Origin of the sequence: Sphaerotilus sp. FB-3 (genome assembly GCF_023706025.1) — a bacterium.
In the GTDB taxonomy this organism is placed as follows: domain Bacteria; phylum Pseudomonadota; class Gammaproteobacteria; order Burkholderiales; family Burkholderiaceae_C; genus Sphaerotilus; species Sphaerotilus sulfidivorans.
This window is the reverse complement of the sequence record NZ_BQWE01000010.1, coordinates 24,336-43,972: the sequence shown is the minus strand read 5'-3', so window position 1 is coordinate 43,972 and position 19,637 is coordinate 24,336. Positions and strand designations below refer to the sequence as shown.

The following is a 19,637-nucleotide window of genomic DNA, read 5'->3' as shown; positions in this document are numbered from 1 at the left end:
GTCAGATGTCGATCTCGACCGCGTCGCCGTGCAGCTCCATCAGCTCGCGCCGTGCCGCCGCCTCGCCCTTGCCCATCAGCCGGCCGAAGGAGCGGGTGGTGTCGGCCAGGTCGACCGGTCCGAGCTCGACGCGCAGCAGCCGGCGGGTGTCGGGGTTGAGCGTGGTCTCCCAGAGCTGCTCGGCGTTCATCTCGCCCAGGCCCTTGAAGCGGCTGACCGACCAGGCGCCCTCGCGCGCGCCTTCCTTGCGCAGCTTGTCGAGAATGGCCTGCAGCTCGCCCTCATCCAACGCGTAGAGCTTGGCCGCGGGCTTCCTGCCACGCGCCGGCGCATCCACCCGGTAGAGCGGCGGGCGCGCGACGAAGACATGGCCGGCCTCGATCAGCTTCGGGAAATGGCGGAAGAACAGCGTCAGCAGCAGCACCTGGATGTGCGAGCCGTCGACATCGGCGTCCGACAGGATGCAGATCTTGCCGTAGCGCAGGCCCGACAGGTCCGGCTGGTCGCCGGGGCCGTGCGGATCGACGCCGACCGCCACCGCGATGTCGTGGATCTCGTTGTTGGCGAAGAGCCGGTCGCGCTCGACCTCCCAGGCGTTGAGCACCTTGCCGCGCAGCGGCAGGATGGCCTGCGTCTCCTTGTCGCGGCCCATCTTGGCGCTGCCGCCGGCCGAATCGCCCTCGACCAGGAAGACCTCGTTCAGGCCGATGTCGCGGCTCTCGCAGTCGGTGAGCTTGCCCGGCAGCACCGCCACGCCCGAGCCCTTCTTCTTCTCGACCTTCTGGCCGGCACGCTGGCGCGCCTGCGCCTGACGGATCACCAGCTCGGCGAGCTTGCGGCCGTGCTCGACATGCTGGTTCAGCCACAGCTCCAGCGCCGGGCGCACGAAGGCCGACACCAGTTTCAGCGCATCGCGGCTGTTCAGCCGCTCCTTGGTCTGGCCCTGGAACTGCGGGTCGAGCACCTTGGCCGACAGCACGAAGCTGGCGCGCCCGAAGACGTCGTCGGGCATCAGCTTGACGCCCTTCGGGCACAGCGCGTGCAGCTCGATGAAGCCCTTGACCGCCTGGAACAGGCCGTCCTTCAGGCCGGCCTCGTGCGTGCCGCCGGCCACCGTCGGGATCAGGTTGACATAGCTCTCGCGCAGGCCCGCGCCCTCCTCCAGGAAGGCCACGCACCAGGATGCGCCCTCGCCCTCGGCGAAGCTGTCGCTGTCGCCTGCGGCGGCGTGGCGCGCGCCCTCGAACAGCGGGATCAGCGCCTCGGTGCCGAGGTTCTGCGCGAGGTAGTCGCGCAGGCCCGCCTGATAGCACCAGGTCTGGGTCTCGCCGGTCTTCTCATGGTGCAGCGTGACGGTGACGCCGGGCATCAGCACCGCCTTGCTGCGCAGCAGGTGCACCAGCTCGCCGCGCGGCAGCTCCGGGCTCTCGAAATACTTCGGGTCGGGCCAGACGCGCACCGTGGTGCCCTGCCTGCGGTCGCCCGACGCGGGCGATCCGGCCGGACGCACCACCAGCGGCTCGATCACGTCGCCGCCGGAGAAGGCCAGCGTGGCGACCTGGCGCTCGCGCCAGACCGTCACCTGCAGCCGGGTCGCCAGCGCATTCGTCACCGACACGCCCACGCCGTGCAGGCCGCCGGAGAAGCTGTAGGCGCCGCCCGAGCCCTTGTCGAACTTGCCCCCGGCATGCAGCCGGGTGAAGACGATCTCGACCACCGGCACGCCCTCTTCCGGGTGCAGGCCGAAGGGAATGCCGCGGCCGTCGTCCTCGACCGAGATCGAGCCGTCGGCATGCAGCGTCACGCCGATGCGCCGGCCGTGACCGGCCAGAGCCTCGTCGGCGGCGTTGTCGAGCACCTCCTGCACGATGTGCAGCGGGTTGTCGGTGCGGGTGTACATGCCCGGGCGCTGCTTGACGGGCTCCAGGCCCTTGAGCACCCGGATCGAGGCCTCGCCATAGGCGGACGGGGCGGTGGAGGCGGCGGAGTTCGCGGAATTCGTGGTCTTGGTGGCCATGGCGGGCGATTGTAGGCAGGTCGGCCGCCGCGCCCGTCGTGGCGGCGACGGCCGGGGTTCGTGAATTTCGCTACAGTGTCCGGCCATGAGCACCCCAGCCTCCGCCTCGCCGCCCGCCCCGTCCGGCCCGCCCGCCCGGCTGTCGATGCACCAGGTCCTGCTGTGCGGGGCGCTGGTGGTGACGCTGTCGATGGGCATCCGCCACGGCTTCGGCCTGTGGCTGGGCCCGATCACCCAGGAGCGAGGCTGGACCCGCGAGACCTTCGCCTTCGCGATGGCGGTGCAGAACCTGGCCTGGGGCCTGGCCGGGCCGGTGGCGGGCATGCTGGCCGACCGCCTGGGCGCCTTCCGGGTGCTGGCGGGCGGCGCGCTGCTCTATGCGCTCGGGCTGGTGCTGATGGCGCTGTCGCCCACCGGCGCGGCCTTCACCGCCAGCGCCGGTCTGCTGATCGGCGTGGCGCAGTCGGGCACGACCTACGCGGTGGTCTACGGCATCATCGGCCGCCAGATCGACCCGGCGCGGCGCTCCTGGGCGATGGGCGTGGCGGCCGCCGCCGGCTCCTTCGGCCAGTTCCTGATGGTGCCGGTCGAGCAGTGGCTGATCGCCACCTTCGGCTGGCAGCAGGCGCTGATGCTGCTGGGCGGTGCGGCGCTGGTGATCGTGCCGCTGGCGCGCGGCCTGCGCGAGCCGGTCGCCGCGGGCGGCGCGGCGCGCGCGCAGCAGAGCATCGGCGCGGCACTGCGCGAGGCCTTCGGCTACCGCAGCTTCCAGTGGCTGATGGCCGGCTACTTCGTCTGCGGCTTCCAGGTGGTCTTCATCGGCGTGCACATGCCCAGCTACCTGAAGGACCACGGCCTGGCCCCTGAGGTGGCCACCACCGCGCTGGCGCTGATCGGCCTGTTCAATGTCTTCGGCACCTATGCCGCGGGCGCGCTGGGCCAGCGCCTGGCCAAGCGCCACATCCTGTCGGCGATCTACCTGCTGCGCTCGGTGACCATCACGCTCTTCCTGGCCGCGCCGCTGACCCCCGCCAGCGTCTACCTGTTCTCGGCGGTGATGGGCGTGCTGTGGCTGTCGACGGTGCCGCCGACCAATGCGGTCATCGCGCAGATCTTCGGCGTGCAGTACCTGTCGATGCTGGGCGGCTTCGTGTTCCTGAGCCACCAGATCGGCTCCTTCCTCGGCGTGTGGCTGGGCGGACGGCTCTACGACGCCACCGGCAGCTACGACATCGTCTGGTGGATCTCGATCGCGCTGGGCCTGCTGGCCGCGCTGGCCAACCTGCCGGTGCGCGAGGGCCCGATCGCGCGCACGGCCGCGCAGCCGGCCTGACATGCGCGCGCCGCAGCGCTGGGCCCTGCGCCTGCTCGCCGCCGGCGTGCTGGCGCTGGTGTTCATGAGCTATCTTCGCCCGTCGATGATCGTCGAGCTCGGCAACCGTCTCTGGAGCTGCTTCTGAATTCGTCCGCACCCTTCCCGCCCGCACGGTCCATGCAGACCCCGCCAGCGCATGGCAGCGGCGCGCCCTCGTCCTGGATCACCCGCCACGCGCCGCTGATCGCCGGTCTGGCCGACGGCGCGCGGGTGCTCGACCTGGCCTGCGGCGCCGGCCGCCACGCACGCTGGCTGGCCGCGCAGGGCGCGCAGGTCACCGCGGTCGACAGGGACCGCGCCGCGCTGGCCACGCTGGCCGGTGCGGGCCTGCCCGGCATCACCCCGCTCGAGGTCGATCTGGAGCCGCCCGAAGGCACGCCCTGGCCACTGGCCGGCCAGCATTTCGACGCGGTCGTCATCACCAACTATCTGTGGCGGCCGCGCCTGGACGAGGCGGTCGCGCTGCTGGCGCCCGGCGGCGTGCTGCTGCACGAGACCTTTGCCCAGGGCCACGCCCGCTTCGGCCGGCCGAGCCGGCCCGACTTCCTGCTGCACCCGGGCGAGCTGCTCGAGCTGGCGCGGCGCCACGACCTGACGGTGGTCGCCTACGAGGACGGCGTGCTGCCGGATCCGCCGCGACGGGTCCAGCGCATCGCTGCCCTGCGCAAGCCAGCGGAATTTCCCCCTCTTCCCGCCAGTTTAGAATTCACGGATCACAAGGACCTCAGCACATGAATCCGATCACAGGCAGCATCGTCGCCCTCGTCACCCCGATGCACGAGGACGGCAGCGTCGACTACCCCAGCCTGCGCCGGCTGATCGACTGGCACGTCGCCGAAGGCACGGCGTGCATCGGCGTCGTCGGCACGACCGGCGAATCGCCGACGGTGTCGGTCGAGGAGCACTGCGAGATCATCCGCGTCGCGGTCGAGCAGACCGCCGGCCGCGTGCCGGTGATGGCCGGCGCCGGCGGCAACTCCACCCGCGAGGCCATCGAGCTGGCGAAGTTCGCCAAGGCGGTCGGTGCCGACTGCACGCTCAGCGTCGTGCCCTACTACAACAAGCCCTCGCAGGAAGGCATGTACCAGCACTTCAAGGCCATCGCCGAGGCGGTGGACATCCCGATGATGCTGTACAACGTGCCCGGCCGCACGGTGGCGGACATGCTGCCCGAGACCTCGCTGCGCGCCGCGCAGCTGCCCGGCGTCATCGGCATCAAGGAGGCGACCGGCAACATCGAGCGCGCCGCCTGGCTGATCAAGCACGCCCCGCAGGGCTTCGGCGTCTACTCGGGCGATGACGGCACCGCGATCGCGCTGATGCTGCTGGGCGGCCGAGGCAATGTGAGCGTCACCGCCAACATCGCGCCGCGCCTGATGGCGCAGCTCTGCCATGCCGCCGTCGAGGGCGACGTGAAGACCGCGCGCGACATCCACTTCCGCCTGGCCACGCTGAACAAGCTGCTCTTCGCCGAGCCGAACCCGGTGCCGGTCAAGTGGGCGATGCAGCGCCTGGGCCTGTGCGGCGGCACGCTGCGCCTGCCGATGGTGCCGATGACCGACGCGCTGATGCCCGGCCTGGAAGCCGCAATGCGCGAAGCCGGCCTGCTCTGAGCCTCCGCCCTGTTTTCCCGAGGATGACGATGTCCCCGCTGTTCCTGCGTCCGGTCGCCCTCGGCACCGCGGCGTTCACGCTCGCGCTGGCCGGTTGCACCACGACGACCGACTCCTTCCTGTCGAGCCGCGTCGACTACCGCGCAGCCGCCGCCACGCCGGCGCCGACGCTGCAGGTGCCTCCCGACCTGACCCAGCTCTCCGGCGATCCGCGCTATCAGCCGCCGGTGGGCGGCAGCGTCAGCGCCACCGCGCTGCAGTCCGCAGCGGCCGAAGCCAGCGGCAAGCCGCAGGCCGGCGCGTCGTCGGCCACTGCGATCGCGCCGCAGTCCAGCGGCGACCTGCGCATCGAGCGCTCCGGCCAGCAGCGCTGGCTGGTCACCCGCCAGACGCCCGAGCAGCTCTGGCCGGTGCTGCGCCAGTTCTGGCAGGACAGCGGCTTCGCGCTGGCCAGCGATCTGCCGCAGGCCGGCGTCATGGAGACCGACTGGGCCGAGAACCGCGCCAAGCTGCCTGACGATCTGGTCAGCCGCACCGTCGGCAAGGTGCTCGACCGCCTGCGCGACACCGGCGAACGCGACCGCTACCGCACCCGGGTCGAGCGCAACGGCGAATTCACCGAGATCTACATCAGCCACCGCGGCCTGGAGGAGATCGCCACCGGCCCGAAGGAGCGCACCGAGACGCTGCGCTGGGTCGCCCGGCCCAGCGATGCCGGCCTCGAGGCGGAAATGCTGGCACGGCTCATGGTGCGTCTGGGCACGGCTGACGAGAATGCGAAGCCCTCGGCCCAGGCCGTCGACAGCGCGCTGAAGACCGTCACCGCCACACCGGCTGCGGCGCAGCGCGCCCGCCTGCTCGAAGGTCAGCCCGGTGCCGCACTGGAGATCGACGACAGCCTGGAGCGCAGCTGGCGCCGCGTCGGCTTGGCGCTGGATCGCAGCAGCTTCACCGTCGAAGAGCGCGATCGTGGCGCAGGCCTCTACACCCTGCGCTATGTCGATCCGAAGCTCGCCGGCAAGGAAGAGCCCAGCCTGCTGTCGCGCATGTTCGGCGCCCGCAAGGACGACCTCAGCGGCACCCGCTACCGTCTGCGCCTGAGCGGCAGCGGCGAGCGCACCCAGGTGGCGGTGCTCGACGAACAGAGCCGCCCGGTGGCCGATGAAGGTGCTCGCAGCATCGCGCAGCTGCTGGTCGGCGAACTGCGCTGACCCCGGGGCTTCGGCCCTTTTCCTTTTGCCCATGGATTCATGGGCCCATGAAAAAACCGCCCCAAGGGGCGGTTCTTTTTTTCCGGAGCCGCACCGTGCGGTGCGGCATCAGGAATTACTTCGAGGCAGCAGCGTCGACAGCGGCCGAAGCGGCGTCAACAACGGCAGCAGCAGCAGCCGAAGCAGCGTCGGTGGCAGCCGAAGCAGCGGCGTCAGCGGCGGCCGAAGCGGCCTCGACGACCGGAGCGGCAGCCGAAGCAGCAGCGTCAACGGCCGGAGCGGCCGGGGCTTCTTCCTTCTTGCCGCAGGCGGCCAGGGCAGCGGCAGCGATCAGGGCGGCCATCAGGAGCGACTTGTTCATGCTTTTTACCTCAGTCAGAGAGACAGAAAATTACCGGTAATTTCGGCTCGTCGGACTTGCGGCAAACCTGCCGCGGTCTTCACGCGCCATCTAGGAAACAGAAAGCTCGAGCATTTCTGCAACCAGCCTTCCATTATACAACATCAAACCTCGTGCTTTGCTGACGCGGGGCCCGCCGGAACTCATGCCGGGGGCACCATCATGTTGCAGCACAGCACCGTTATCGTAACGCCTGGGGCGAAAAAGCCGTTGACAGCCACCCGGCCTGTTTCAATTACGCCACGAACGCCACGATCGGGGAGCGCACGCCCGCCATCTCCGAGTCATTCCAGCGGATGAATCCAGCCATCGTCGCACCACTGCTCGAGCAGTGCGCGCAGCTCCGGGCTGGCGGCGGCGACCGCGGCGGCATCGAGATGGCGGGCGTCGGCCAGCCGGCGCAGCACCTCGGCGTCCTCGTCGGCCGCGTGCCAGGAGTCGCCGTTCATGAAGACGTGCGCGTCGTCGTAGAGCATGATGCTGCGCGCGTCGAGCCGCACGCCGCCGTCTTCGGGCAGCGGATCCTGCGCGATCTCGAAGCTGACGTTCGCCTTCGGCTCGCTCAGGTATTCGCCCAGCGCGCGCGCCAGTGCGCCCGGCTCGTCGAGAACCCGGCGCAGCGCCGTCTCGGTGAACTGCAGCAGGTCCGTCGGGATGCGTCCCGGCGTGGTGGTGGCGGGCTGCTGCGGATCCAGGTAGACGACCGGGCGGGTGCCGGCATCCGCTTCATCCTCGATCGCGTCGGCCACCCGCAGCAGCGTCTCGCGCGCCAGCTCGCTGCGGTGCGGCGAGCGGAAGCCCACCGAGCAGGTCATGCACTCGCCGCCGACCGCATCGCCGTCATGCGCCCAGCCCGGGGGCAGATAGAGCATGTCGCCGGGCTCGAGCACCCATTCCTGCTCGGGCGCGAAGTTCTCGATGATCTTGACCGGCAGGCCCTCGCGCAGCGTCGCGTCCGGCATGCGGCCGATGCGCCAGCGCCGCCGCCCGGCCACCTGGATCAGGAAGACGTCGTAGGAGTCGAAATGCGGGCCGACGCCGCCACCCTCGGCCGCCCAGGAGATCATCAGGTCGTCCAGGCGCGCCTGAGGCACGAAGCGGAAGCGCGTCAGCATTTCCTGCGCTGCCGGCACATGCAGATCCAGCCCCTGCACCAGCACCGTCCAGTCGCGCTGCTTCAGCGGCGGCAGGCTGCGCCGGCCCAGCGGACCGCGCACCAGCGTCCAGTCGGCATCGTCGCCCTGGCCATGGCGCACCACCAGACGCGACTCGACCTCGTCGCTCTCGGCCAGACGGAACAGCTCGGCGCGGCTGATCGGCGGCTGCACGCCCGGCAGCGCCTGACGCACCAGCAGCGGCTGACGCTGCCAGTGACTGCGCATGAAGTCGGCCGCGCTCAGGCCGCCGAGCAGCGCGACGGGCTGGTCGATCGGGGCGACCGCGGGATCGGGATGGCGGGAGGCGGAAACAGGATTCGTGTTCATCCGCGCATTGTGCCGGTGCGTGACGAACGCACGCCTTGAGCGGATCGGCATGCGATGATTGCGCCCATGCAGATCCAAGCCCCCTGCGTCGTCAGCCTGAGCTGGCGACTCGAAGATGCCCATGGCCAGCTCATCGACGACCTGGCCGAACCGCTCGAATTCCTCGTCGGCGGCGACGACCTTTTCCCGAAGGTCGAGGAAGCCCTGGCCGGCCAGGGCGAAGGCCACGAGATGACGCTGCATCTCGAGCCCGAACACGCCTTCGGCGACTATGACGCGCAGCTGGTGTTCTTCGAGGAACGCGCGATCTTCCCGGAGCATGTCGAGGTCGGCATGCGCTTCGAGGGACCGCCGCCCGGCAGCACCACGCCGGACCTGCCCGCCGACGTGATCTATTCGGTCACCGAGGTCTACGACACCCATGTGGTGCTCGACGGCAACCATCCGCTGGCCGGCATCGCGCTGGTGCTGCAGATCAAGGTGCACGCGGTGCGCGAGGCCAGCGCCGAGGAGATCGAGAACGGCGGCGTCGGCGGCGAGAGCGCGGTCAGCCTGACCGATCTGGCCCCGCCCGGCGCCACGCTGCACTGAGGTCGTGCTCAGCCCTTGGCGGCCACGCCGGTCGAGCCGAAGCCGCCCTGGCCGCGGGCGCTGTCGCCGCTGAACTCGGCCACCACCTTCAGGCGCGGGCGCACCACCGGCACGAACAGCAGCTGCGCGATGCGGTCGCCCGGCTCGATCACGATGGCCTCGCCGGCCGGATTGCGGTTCCAGACGCTCACATAGATCTGGGCCATGTAGTCGGCGTCGATGATGCCGGTGCCGTTGCCCAGCACCAGGCCCTTCTTGTGGCCCAGGCCCGAGCGCGCCACGATCATCGCGAAGAAGGCATCGGAGTCCATGTGCATCGCCAGGCCGGTCGGCACCAGCTGAGCGGCGGCCTGCGGCTCGATGCGCAGCGGCGCATCCAGACAGGCGATCAGGTCGATGCCGGCGGCCAGATCGGTCTGGTAGCGCGGCAGGCCCCAGGCGTGCAGACGCTCGTCGAGGATGCGGACCTCGATCTCGGGGGCGAAGGTGTGGGCGGAGGAAGCATTCATCCGGCGGATTATCGCCGGGCTCATTGCTGCGGCCGGACCACCACCTTGCCGAGCACCTGGCGCGCGGCCATGCGCGCGATCGCATCGCGGGCACCTTCCAGCCCGACCCGCTCGCTGATCACCGGCCGGATGCGCCCCTCGGCAAACCAGGTGGCCAGCTGCTGCATGTTCGCCAGATGGGCGGCCGGATCGCGCCGCACCGCCTCGCCCCAGAACACGCCCAGGATCGCCCGCTCCTTGAGCAGCGCCAGGTTGAGCGGCACCTTCGGGATCGTGCCCGCAGCGAAGCCGACGACCAGATAGCGCCCGCGCCACGCCGTCGCGCGCAGGGCATGCTCCGTGCAGTCGCCGCCGACCGGGTCGTACACCATCTGCACGCCCTGCCCGTCCGTCAGCGCGTCCAGGCGCTGGCGAAGGTTCTCGGTGAAGTAGTTGATGCATTCGTCCGCGCCGACGGTGCGGCACAGGTCGAGCTTGTCCTGGCTCGATGCAGCGGCGATGACCTTGGCGCCGATCTGCCTGGCGATCTCGATGGCGGCCAGCCCCACGCCACCCGCAGCCCCCAGCACCAGCAGCGTCTCGCCCGCCTGCAGCCGGCCCACGTCCTTGAGCGCATGCAGCGAGGTGCCGTAGGTCAGCACCAGTGCGGCGCCGGTGTCCATGTCCATGCCGTCGGGCAGGGGCATGAGCTGCAGGGCCGACACCACCGCCTGCTCGGCGAAGGCCCCGTGGCCGCAGAAGCCGATGACCCGCTGACCGGGCTGAACATGGCGCACGCCCTCGCCCACCGCCTCCACCACGCCGGCCAGCTCCGCCCCCGGCGAGAACGGCAGCGCCGGCTTGACCTGATACAGGCCCTGCACGATCAGCGCATCGGGAAAGTTCACCGCCGCCGCCTCGACCCGGATGCGCACCTCGCCGGGGCCCGGCTCGGGCACAGGCACGTCACGCACCTGCAGTTGATCGATCGGACCGTAGGCATCGCAGATCAGGGCGCGCATGGGCAAGGCTCCGGGGGTAGACAAGGCCTGAAGTCTGCGGGTCGACCATCGGCCGGCTTGACTCCTAGGCGACAGGTCCGCCCAGCACCGCCTGCCCCAGCCACCAGCCCAGCGCCACCGCCGCCAGCGCGCCCAGCAGGTGCGCCGCGCTGTGCGCCAGCGCCAGCGGCACCTGCCCCGCCTGCAACAGCAGCAGGGACTCGCCCGAGAAGGACGAGAAGGTGGTCAGGCCGCCCAGGAAGCCGGTGACGATCAACAGCCGGCTGTTAGTAGCTTCTGGATGAAGACGAAACCAGACCAGGGCCAGGCCGATCAGGAAGCCACCGACCACATTGACCAGGAGCGTGCCCAGCGGAAAGCCGGCGACGACGAAGCCGAGCCGCAGCGAGGCCTGCCAGCGCAGGATCGCGCCCAGCGCAGCACCGAGCGCGACCGCGCCGGCCTGGAGCGCGACCGCGGCCAGGCTCACGGCGCGGGCACCGATGCGTTCGTGCTGGCGATGCCCCAGCGCGCCAGCGCCCGCTCGTCGCTGACCCGCGCGTCGACCCAGCGCGCGCCCTCGGGCGTCGTCTCCTTCTTCCAGAACGGCGCCTCGGACTTGAGCCAGTCCATCAGGAACTCGCAGGCCTGGAAGGACTCGCCGCGGTGCATCGAGCTGACCGCCACCAGCACGATCTGGTCGCCGATGGCCAGCGGGCCGACGCGGTGCACCACCCGCGCGGCGCGGATGTCGAAGCGGCGCAGCGCCTCGTCGATCATCGCCTCGATGGCGCGCTCGGTCATGCCGGGATAGTGCTCGAGCTCCATCGCGCTGATCGAGGCGCTGTCCGGGTCGGGCTGGCCGGCGTGGCGGTCGCGCACCGTGCCGATGAAGGTGGTGACCGCGCCGACCGCGCCGTCGCCGGCCCGCAGCGCGGCGACCTCGGCGGAGAGGTCGAAGTCCTCGGTCTGGATGGAGACGCGCGGGCGCGCGGGCGTCGTCGAGCTCATCGCCTCAGCCTCCGGTGACCGGCGGGAAGAAGGCCACCTCGGCGCCGTCGGCGATCTCGGCGGTCTCGGCGCACATGGTCTGGTTCAGCGCGGCGCGCAGGGCGCGGCCGCGCGCCAGCACCTCGGCATGCGCGCCGCCACGCGCGATCAGCTGCTCGCGCAGCGCACCGACCGTCAGCGCCGGCGCGCCCGGCTCGAGTGCCAGCGTCTCGCCGGCGCCCAGGGCCTCGCGCAGCGAGGCGAAATAGCGGATCTGGATCGTCATCGTTCTTGTCTCCGGGATCGGTCGGTCCGGCTCAGTTCAGCGCGGCCAGCGGGATGAAGCGCACCGTCTCGCCCGCCGTGATCGCCTGGCCGGCGGCGATGTCGACCAGGCCCTCGGCCCAGACCGCCGAGGTCAGCACGCCCGAGCTCTGGTTCGGGAACAGCAGCACGCGGCCGTCGTCGCCCACGCGGGCACGCACGAACTCGCGCCGGCGGTCGGGCCGGGGCCAGTCGAAGCCGGCGGGCAGCGGCAGCGCCGGCAGGCGCGTGGCCTGGGCCGCGGGCACGCCCTGCAGCGCCAGCAGCAGCGGGCGCACCGTCAGCAGGAAGGTCACGAAGACCGACACCGGATTGCCCGGCAGGCCGATGAAGGCGGCCTCGCCGGCGCCTTCGGGGCGGCGCACCGCGCCGAAGGCCAGCGGCTTGCCCGGCTTCATCGCCACCTGCCACAGCGACAGGCGGCCCTCGGCCTCGACCGCGGGCTTGAGGTGATCCTCCTCGCCGGCGGAGACGCCGCCGGAGGTGACGATCAGGTCATGGCCGGCCGCCGCCTCGCGCAGCGCCGCGCGGGTGGCCTCGCGGCGGTCGGGCACGATGCCGAGGTCGTCGACCTCGCAGCCCAGCGCCTGCAGCAGGCCGCGCAGCGTGTAGCGGTTGGAGTTGTAGATCGCGCCCGGGCGCATCGCCTCAGGGGCGACCTCGCCCGGCATCACCAGCTCGTCGCCGGTCGAGAAGACGGCCACGCGGGGCCGGCGCGCGACCGCCAGCGTGGCGGCGCCCACCGAGGCGGCCAGGCCCAGCGCCGCCGGCGTCAGCCGGGTGCCGGCGGCCAGCACCACCGCGCCGCGCGCGACATCCTCGGCACGGCGGCGCACCCACTGGCCCGGCGTCGGCACCTGGTTCACGCGCACCGAGCCGTCGGGCAGTGCCTCGCAGACCTCCTGCATCACCACCGCATCGGCGCCGGCCGGCACCTGCGCGCCGGTGAAGATGCGCGCCAGCGTGCCCGGCTGCAGCGCCTCGCCCACATGACCGGCCGGGATGCGCTGCGACACCGGCAGCACCGTGCCCTCGGCCGGCACGTCGGCCGCGCGCATCGCGTAGCCGTCCATCGAGGTGTTGTCGGCGGGCGGCACGTCCAGCAGCGAGACGACATCGGCGGCCAGCACGCGGCCGAGCGCCTCGGCGGTCGGCAGGACCTCGGGCTCAGCGGCGCAGACCGGCGCCAGGTCCGCCAGCAGGGCCGAGAGCGCCTCGTCGAGGCTGCGCAGCGCGGCGCGGCGCGGCGCCTCAGCGGGAACCGAAGTCGGGGACGGGGGCGTGGTACTCATAGCGGGAAGGATCGCTGCGAAGGAAATCGGCCAGCGCCCCGGCCTCGGCCTCGTCGAGGTCGAAGCGCGGCAGGCCGCAGGCATGGGGCAGCGCGTCGGCGGCAGGCACCGCCAGCGCGACGACGAACGGGTCGTCCGGATACAGCGGCCGCGCGCCATGCGCGGCGCGCCAGACCTCGATCTTGGGCAGGTCGGCGTGCTTGAAGCCCTCGACCAGCACCCAGTGCTCCAGGCCGAGCGCCGAGAGGTCGCTCAGCTCGGCCAGCATCTGGTGCACCGAGAGCTCGGCCTCGGTCTCGAACTCGCGCATCAGCGCCAGCCGGTGGCCATTGGCGACCAGCACCTCGAAGGCGCCGGCCTCGCGGTGGCGGAAGCTGTCCTTGCCGGGACGGTCGATGTCGAAGCGCTTGTGCGCATGCTTGACGACCGAGACGCGGCAGCCGCGCGCCTTCAGCGCACGGATGAGCTTCTCGGCCAGCGTGGTCTTGCCGGAGTTCGAACTCCCGCACAGTCCGATGACCTGCATCGCGGGCCGGGCCTTGCCGCTCAGAGCGGCACGTGGTCGCGAATGTACTGCTTGACGACCTGCGTGTCGGCCGGCACCACCTGGAAGCGCTTCGGGCGCGATTCCAGATCGGCCAGCGCGGCCGGACGCGGCGCCTTGACCTCCGAGCCCAGCGCCTCGGCGATCGTGCCTTCGAACTTGGCCGGCAGCGCGGTCTCCAGCACGATCATCGGCACGCCGTCCTCGCGCAGCTCGCGCGCGACCTTCACGCCGTCGGCGGTGTGGGTGTCGATCAGCACGCCCTGGCCTTCGAAGGTGGCGCGGATCGTCGCCAGGCGGTCGGCATGGGTCGAGCGGCCGGCCTGGAAGCCGTAGCCGGCCACGCGGGCGAATTCCTCGGCGGTCAGCGTGAAGGCGCCCTCGCCGGCGATCGCGTCATGGAACAGCGCCTTGGTGCGCGCGCCGTCGCGGCCGACCAGATCGCAGATGAAGCGCTCGAAGTTCGAGGCCTTCGAGATGTCCATCGACGGGCTCGAGGTCTCGTAGGTCTCGCTGCTGGCGCGCACGCGGTAGGTGCCGGTGCGGAAGAACTCCTCCAGCACGTTGTTCTCGTTGGTGGCGACGACCAGGTGCTTGACCGGCAGGCCCATCTGCCGCGCGACATGGCCGGCGCAGACATTGCCGAAGTTGCCCGACGGCACGGTGAAGCTGACCTGCTCGTCATTGCTCTTCGTGGCCTGGAAGTAGCCGGCGAAGTAGTAGACGACCTGGGCCAGCAGGCGCGCCCAGTTGATCGAGTTGACGGTGCCGATGCGGTAGGCGCGCTTGAACTCGAGGTCGTTGGAGACCGCCTTGACGATGTCCTGCGCGTCGTCGAACACGCCCTCGACCGCCAGGTTGTGGATGTTCTCGTCCTGCAGGCTGAACATCTGCGCCTGCTGGAAGGGGCTCATGCGGCCGTGCGGGCTCAGCATGAAGACGCGCACGCCCTTCTTGCCACGCATCGCGTACTCGGCCGCGCTGCCGGTGTCGCCCGAGGTGGCGCCCAGGATGTTGAGCTGCTCGCCGCGGCGGCCCAGCTCGTACTCGAACAGGTTGCCCAGCAGCTGCATCGCCATGTCCTTGAAGGCGAGCGTCGGGCCGTTGGACAGGCCCTCCAGGCACAGGCCCGGCTCCAGCGCGGTGAGCGGCGTGATGGCGGCGGTGCCGAAGACCTCGGCCGTGTAGGTCCTGTCGACCAGCGCCTTCAGGTCCAGCGGCGGGATGTCGTCGATGTAGAGCGACAGGATCTCGAAGGCCAGTTCGGCATACGACAGGCCGCGCCAGCGCGCCAGTTTCGCCGCGTCGATCACGGGGTAGCTGACCGGCAGGTACAGGCCGCCATCGGGCGCCAGGCCCTCCAGCAGGATCTCGCAGAAACGGCGGGGGGTCTGGTCGCCTCGGGTGCTGATGTATTTCATGGGTACGCTGGATTCTTCAAACCGACCCCGGATTGTCGCCCAGCGGCCGGTCGGATTCGAAAAGTCGCCTCGCCAGCTCCAGCCGCTGGCGGTACCGCGACTGGGCCAGGGGGTCCGGACACCCATCGACCAGCCGCTGCCGCCACGCCAATGCTTCGTCCTGCCAGACAACGCGCTGCTGCCGATCGGGTTCGACCCCAGCCAGACGCTCCAGCGAGACGGCCAGGTCATCCAGCACCTGCGGGCTGTCTCCCAGCGCCTCGCGCAACTGCCGCCTCAGCCCCAGGCTCTCCCGGTACGCCTCCAGCGCCTGCGCACCTTGCACCGCCTCGCGCTGCGCATCGCCCAGCCTGTCCAGCGAGATCGATAGATCCCTCAGCACCTGCGGGCTGTCTCCCAGCGCCTCGCGCAACTGCCGCCTCAACCCCAGGCTCTCCCGGTACGCCTCCAGCGCCTGTGCACCTTGCCCCGCCTCAAGCTGCGCATCGCCCAGCCTGTCCAGCGAGATCGACAGATCCCTCAGCACCTGCGGGCTGTCTCCCAGCGCCTCTCGCAACTGCCGCCTCAGCCCCAGGCTCTCCCGGTACGCCTCCAGCGCCTGTCCGCCTTGCCCCGCCTCAAGCTGCGCATCTCCCAGACTGTCCAGCGAGATCGACAGATCCCGCAGCACCTGCGGGCTGTCTCCCAGCGCCTCGCGCAACTGCCGCCTCAGCCCCAGGCTCTCCCGGTACGCCTCCAGCGCCTGTGCACCTTGCCCCGCCTCGCGCTGCGCATCGCCCAGCCTGTCCAGCGAGATCGACAGATCCCTCAGCACCTGCGGACTGTCTCCCAGCGCCTCGCGCAACTGCCGACTCAGCCCCAGGCTCTCCCGGTACGCCTCCAGCGCCTGTGTACCTTGCCCCGCCTCGCGCTGCGCATCTCCCAGCCTGTCCAGCGAAATCGATAGATCCCTCAGCACCTGCGGGCTGTCTCCCAGCGCCTCGCGCAACTGCCGCCTCAGCCCCAGGCTCTCCCGGTACGCCTCCAGCGCCTGTGCACCTTGCCCCGCCTCAAGCTGCGCATCACCAAGCTTGTTGAGCGATACCGACAGATCCCTCAGCATCTGCGGGCTGTCTCCCAGCGCCTCGCGCAACTGCCGCTTCAGCTCCAAGCTCTCCCGGTACGCTTCCAGCGCCTGTGCACCTTGCCCCGCCTCGCGCTGCACATCTCCCAGTCTGATGAGCGAGAACGACAGATCCCTCAGCACCTGCGGGCTGTCTCCCAGCGCCTCGCGCAACTGCCGCCTCAGCCCCAGGCTCTCCCGGTACGCTTCCAGCGCCTGTGCATCTTGCCCCGCCTCGCGCTGCGCATCTCCCAGTTTGTTGAGCGAGACTGACAGATCCCTCAGCACCTGAGGGCTGTCTCCCAGCACCTCTCGCAACTGCTGCCTCAGGCCCAGGCTCTCCCGGTACGCCTCCAGCGCCTGTCCGCCTTGCCCCACCTCAAACTGCGCATCCCCCAGCCTTTCCAGCGAGATCGACAGATCCCTCAGCAGCTGCGGGCTGTCTCCCAGCGCCTCGCGCAATCGACGGAATCGAAGCACCTCCTCGGCCATCGTCGCGACGTGGGCAGACCACTGTGCCCAATGGATCGCCTCACCGTCGGCGGGCGCCGACGATACGGGCTGCGCCGGCACGGGGTCGACCGGCACCACGGATTGCATGCGGGCCGAATAGGCGCGGACGTGCCACAGATCCGGCGCCTCGGTGGCCAGCCGGCTCGACCAATGCAAGGGCAGGCACAGCACCAGCGGCCGCACCAGGTCGTGCATCAGCCAGGAGCGGGCTTCGTTGAGGCGCGCCACGCTGTGGTGACGGGCCCGTTCCCAAGGGGCCAGGGCATTTTCAGCGTCTGGCGCGGTGCAGAGGTCCAGCCATACGGGCACCTGAACGTCCGGCAGGCGGGCACGGTGCTGCTCCAGCGCCGAAAAGACATGCTCGACCGCCGATTCGGCGTCAGGCGGGCGGATGACGGTGATGGCGGCCGTGCGCCACTGCCAGGCATCGGCGAGTCGCTGCTGCAGTCGCAGCAATTCGCGTGTCTGGTCGGTGAAGACGACACACAGACAGAAACCCTCGGCCCACTCGATGTGGAGCCGCATCTCCTGCCAGACCTGGTCGGCATCCACCGCCGCGCTCAGGCAGGCTGGGGCAGATAGGGCGCCACCTGGTCGTGCAGCAGGTACTGCACCTCGCACCAGTCGCCGATGCCGTTGCGGTACGACAGGATCAGCCCGCCATCGAACAGCCGTGCCACCTTGTGCAGGTTGTCCATGCTGTCGAGCGCGACCCCGTGGCGCACGCGCACCTGCGCCAGGTGCTTCAGGTCGTCCTCGGCCAGCGGCATCTCGTCGCGCAGCGTGCGCTCGGCAGTGGCGGGCAGGCTGTCATCCGGCAGGGGCAAGGCCGGCCGGATCACCGTCGCCTTGGCACAGACGGACTTGATGAGCCGGAAATAGTCGCGCACGCTGCCGCTGGACGCCAGCGCCAGCCGCTCCAGCATCGGCAGCGGAATGATCTCCTCGATCCGAGGGAAACGCAGCTGCACGCTCTGCACCATCCCGGCAATGCCCGGTGCATGCGGCGTGACGGGCTGGGCGCCCTTGGTCAGATCCGGTGTCGTGAACACCTTCACATGGGGCAGCTTGCACACATCCACCCCGAAATAACCGCCGATGCGCGGCACCAGGAACGGCAGGAAGGGCGGCACGCTGTAGACGGTGTGGACATGCTCCAGCTTGAGGTACTGGCCGCTCACATCGAAGACCTGGATGATGGCCTCGTAGCACTCCTTGGCATTCGGCCCGGACACGCGCAGGCGTTCCAGCGAGTCGAGGATCAGCACCACCTCCATCTGCACGCCACGCAGGCGCTTGATGTCGTCGACCACCGAGGCGATGAAGCGCTTGACCTCCTCGAACCAAGCCCCTCGCGACGACTCCAGCGCCCGCTGCACCTCCGCCCGGAAGCTCGGGTTGTCGCGCAGCTGCGCCGTGAAGCTCACCTCGCCGCCGAGTTGCTCACTGGCCCTGGCCGACAGCTTGCCACCCAGGCCGGTCAGGTTGATCTCGGTGCGCGTCAGCCAGTCCCACAGGCGGCGGGCATAGGTGTGCTGCCCGGCCGTGCTGCCCAGATCCCGATCGGCCTGATCCGCCAGGGCGGCGGCCAGCGACACCAGCAGCGATTCGAGCTTGACCGCCTCGCCCAGGTTGAGCCGCTTCTCCATGTCGGCGACGACCACGTAGTAGTCGCCGGTCTGGCGCAGGTCATGCGCCATGCGGCGCAGCTCCGTCGATTTGCCGACCCCGCGGTGACCGGTGAACAGCCAGGTGCCAGGGCGATCCGACAGCTCGATGTTGGCCCGCAGCTCGTCCACCGGCGAGATCCCGCCGTCGCAATGCAGATTGGCGACATAGAGCGCGGCATCTGCAGGGTCGTCCAGATTCAGCTCCCGCTCGAAATCCAGCGCGCGGTAGAGAGTCTTGACATCGGAGAGCTGGGCCATCGAACGCCTCCGCTGGCTCAGGCCAGCTCTTCCTTGCGCAGACTCACGATCGGCGCCAGCACCGTCGGCAGCGCCTGCATCTGCGCCAGCGCGGCGCGCATCGCGCCTTCCTGGGTCTCGTGCGTCAGGATGATGACGTCGGTCTGGTGCTCGCCCTCGTTGGACTCGCGCTGCAGCACCGCATCGATCGAGATGTCGGAGGCAGCCAGGATCGAGGTGATCGACGACAGCACGCCCTTCTGGTCGGCCACGCGCAGGCGCAGGTAGAAGGCGGTGCGCACCTGATCGATCGACAGCACCGGCGTGTCGCGCAGCTCGTCGGCCTGGAAGGCCAGATGCGGCACGCGGTGGTCCGGGTCGGCGGTGTGCAGGCGGGTGATGTCGACCAGGTCGGCGATCACCGCCGAGGCGGTCGGCTCGGAGCCGGCGCCCTTGCCGTAGTAGAGCGTCGTGCCCACCGCGTCGCCCTGCACCATCACCGCGTTCATCGCGCCCTCGACATTGGCGATCAGGCGCTTGGCCGGCACCAGCGTCGGGTGCACGCGCAGCTCGATGCCGCCGACGTCGTCGCGGCGCTTGGCGATGCCCAGCAGCTTGATGCGGTAGCCGAGCTGCTCGGCATAGCGGATGTCGGCCGCGGCCAGCTTGGTGATGCCCTCGACATGCGCCTTGTCGAACTGCACCGGGATGCCGAAGGCCAGCGCGCTCATCAGCGTGGCCTTGTGCGCGGCGTCGACGCCCTCGATGTCGAAGGTCGGGTCGGCCTCGGCGTAGCCCAGGCGCTGCGCTTCCTTCAGCACCACGTCGAAGTCCAGGCCCTTGTCGCGCATCTCCGACAGGATGAAGTTGGTCGTGCCGTTGATGATGCCGGCCACCCACTGCACCTGGTTGGCGGTCAGGCCCTCGCGCAGCGCCTTGATGATCGGGATGCCCCCGGCCACCGCGGCCTCGAAGGCCACCATCACGCCCTTGGCGCTGGCCGCGGCGAAGATCTCGGTGCCGTGCACCGCCAGCAGCGCCTTGTTGGCGGTGACGACATGCTTGCCGGCGTTGATGGCTTCGAGCACCAGCGCGCGGGCGATGCCGTAGCCGCCGATCAGCTCGATGACGATGTCGATCTCGGGATTGGCGATGATCTCGCGCGCATCGGCCACGACGCGGGCGCGGTCGCCGACGATCTCGCGGGCGCGCTCGACGTTCAGGTCCGCCACCATCGTGATCTCGATGCCGCGGCCCGCACGGCGGCGGATCTCTTCCTGGTTGCGAGTGAGCACGTTGAAGGTGCCGCTACCGACAGTACCGATGCCCAGCAGGCCGACTTGGATGGGTTTCATGCGAACGGG

Annotated in this window: 20 protein-coding genes; 6 read left to right on the top strand and 14 right to left on the bottom strand. The window is 70.3% G+C overall.

The features are described 5' to 3' along the window. Nucleotide 1: 1 nt before the first annotated feature. Nucleotides 2–2,017 carry a DNA topoisomerase IV subunit B gene (locus NFT33_RS04545; RefSeq protein WP_251673477.1) on the bottom strand — a complete coding sequence of 672 codons (2,016 nt, stop codon included), beginning with the start codon at nt 2,015–2,017 and terminating at the stop codon, nt 2–4. A gap of 85 nt (nt 2,018–2,102) precedes the next feature. Between NFT33_RS04545 and NFT33_RS04540 the strand changes: the two genes are divergently transcribed. From NFT33_RS04540 to bamC, 5 genes are read left to right on the top strand one after another with little or no spacing between them, the layout of a single operon-like run. Continuing rightward, nucleotides 2,103–3,350: an MFS transporter gene (locus NFT33_RS04540; protein ID WP_246607698.1), complete on the top strand. Its 1,248-nt coding sequence runs from the start codon at nt 2,103–2,105 to the stop codon at nt 3,348–3,350. A gap of 1 nt (nt 3,351) precedes the next feature. After that, entirely contained in the window at nt 3,352–3,477 is a 126-nt protein-coding gene (locus NFT33_RS19140; RefSeq protein ID WP_259373238.1) for a hypothetical protein, read from the top strand. A 32-nt stretch (nt 3,478–3,509) separates the two neighbouring features. After that, on the top strand, nt 3,510–4,127 hold the full coding sequence (locus tag NFT33_RS04535; RefSeq protein ID WP_251673475.1) for a class I SAM-dependent methyltransferase: 618 nt from the start codon (nt 3,510–3,512) through the stop codon (nt 4,125–4,127). Then, nucleotides 4,124–5,005, top strand: a complete 882-nt coding sequence (gene dapA / locus NFT33_RS04530) for a 4-hydroxy-tetrahydrodipicolinate synthase (protein ID WP_149503426.1) — start codon at nt 4,124–4,126, stop codon at nt 5,003–5,005. The genes NFT33_RS04535 and dapA overlap by 4 nt, the downstream gene beginning before the upstream one ends. A 29-nt stretch (nt 5,006–5,034) precedes the next feature. After that, nucleotides 5,035–6,216, top strand: a complete 1,182-nt coding sequence (gene bamC, locus NFT33_RS04525; protein WP_246607696.1) for an outer membrane protein assembly factor BamC — start codon at nt 5,035–5,037, stop codon at nt 6,214–6,216. 115 nt (nt 6,217–6,331) lie between these two features. On the opposite strand, the gene NFT33_RS04520 is transcribed toward bamC, so the two are convergent. Further along, entirely contained in the window at nt 6,332–6,577 is a 246-nt protein-coding gene (locus NFT33_RS04520) for a hypothetical protein (protein ID WP_149503424.1), read from the bottom strand. 323 nt (nt 6,578–6,900) lie between these two features. After that, a complete protein-coding gene (locus tag NFT33_RS04515; RefSeq protein ID WP_251673473.1) occupies nt 6,901–8,100 on the bottom strand; it encodes a cupin domain-containing protein in 1,200 nt (399 codons plus the stop codon). A 66-nt stretch (nt 8,101–8,166) separates the two neighbouring features. On the opposite strand from NFT33_RS04515, the gene NFT33_RS04510 reads away from it, so the two are divergent. After that, nucleotides 8,167–8,691 carry an FKBP-type peptidyl-prolyl cis-trans isomerase gene (locus tag NFT33_RS04510; RefSeq protein WP_149503423.1) on the top strand — a complete coding sequence of 175 codons (525 nt, stop codon included), beginning with the start codon at nt 8,167–8,169 and terminating at the stop codon, nt 8,689–8,691. An 8-nt stretch (nt 8,692–8,699) separates the two neighbouring features. Here the strand turns inward: NFT33_RS04510 and dut are convergent, their stop codons facing one another. The 11 genes from dut to NFT33_RS04455 all read right to left on the bottom strand — a co-directional run bounded on the left by dut (nt 8,700) and on the right by NFT33_RS04455 (nt 19,628). Further along, the gene (gene dut / locus NFT33_RS04505; RefSeq protein WP_149503422.1) at nt 8,700–9,200 is read right to left on the bottom strand and encodes a dUTP diphosphatase; all 501 of its coding nucleotides are present in this window, start codon (nt 9,198–9,200) and stop codon (nt 8,700–8,702) included. Between the two features lie 20 nt (nt 9,201–9,220). Beyond that, nucleotides 9,221–10,201: an NADPH:quinone oxidoreductase family protein gene (locus tag NFT33_RS04500; RefSeq protein WP_251673471.1), complete on the bottom strand. Its 981-nt coding sequence runs from the start codon at nt 10,199–10,201 to the stop codon at nt 9,221–9,223. 64 nt (nt 10,202–10,265) lie between these two features. Continuing rightward, the gene (gene crcB, locus NFT33_RS04495) at nt 10,266–10,670 is read right to left on the bottom strand and encodes a fluoride efflux transporter CrcB (RefSeq protein ID WP_309296108.1); all 405 of its coding nucleotides are present in this window, start codon (nt 10,668–10,670) and stop codon (nt 10,266–10,268) included. Continuing rightward, on the bottom strand, nt 10,667–11,191 hold the full coding sequence (locus NFT33_RS04490; protein ID WP_220787282.1) for a molybdenum cofactor biosynthesis protein MoaE: 525 nt from the start codon (nt 11,189–11,191) through the stop codon (nt 10,667–10,669). Before NFT33_RS04490 ends, crcB begins: the two co-directional genes overlap by 4 nt. Before the next feature lie 4 nt (nt 11,192–11,195). After that, complete coding sequence (locus tag NFT33_RS04485; protein WP_149503419.1) at nt 11,196–11,456, bottom strand: MoaD/ThiS family protein; 261 nt, start codon at nt 11,454–11,456, stop codon at nt 11,196–11,198. Nucleotides 11,457–11,487: 31 nt separating this feature from the next. After that, complete coding sequence (locus NFT33_RS04480; protein ID WP_251673469.1) at nt 11,488–12,786, bottom strand: molybdopterin molybdotransferase MoeA; 1,299 nt, start codon at nt 12,784–12,786, stop codon at nt 11,488–11,490. Continuing rightward, nucleotides 12,746–13,312 (bottom strand): molybdopterin-guanine dinucleotide biosynthesis protein B, encoded by a 567-nt coding sequence (gene mobB / locus NFT33_RS04475; RefSeq protein WP_149503417.1) that lies wholly within the window; start codon nt 13,310–13,312, stop codon nt 12,746–12,748. Before mobB ends, NFT33_RS04480 begins: the two co-directional genes overlap by 41 nt. Before the next feature lie 20 nt (nt 13,313–13,332). Continuing rightward, nucleotides 13,333–14,751, bottom strand: coding sequence for a threonine synthase (thrC, locus tag NFT33_RS04470; RefSeq protein WP_251673467.1), 1,419 nt, complete (start codon nt 14,749–14,751; stop codon nt 13,333–13,335). Nucleotides 14,752–14,767: 16 nt separating this feature from the next. Further along, the gene (locus NFT33_RS04465; protein ID WP_251673465.1) at nt 14,768–16,918 is read right to left on the bottom strand and encodes a tetratricopeptide repeat protein; all 2,151 of its coding nucleotides are present in this window, start codon (nt 16,916–16,918) and stop codon (nt 14,768–14,770) included. Nucleotides 16,919–16,926: 8 nt separating this feature from the next. Next, the gene (locus tag NFT33_RS04460; protein ID WP_251673463.1) at nt 16,927–18,294 is read right to left on the bottom strand and encodes a hypothetical protein; all 1,368 of its coding nucleotides are present in this window, start codon (nt 18,292–18,294) and stop codon (nt 16,927–16,929) included. 17 nt (nt 18,295–18,311) lie between these two features. Beyond that, entirely contained in the window at nt 18,312–19,628 is a 1,317-nt protein-coding gene (locus NFT33_RS04455) for a homoserine dehydrogenase (RefSeq protein WP_149503413.1), read from the bottom strand. Nucleotides 19,629–19,637: the final 9 nt, after the last annotated feature.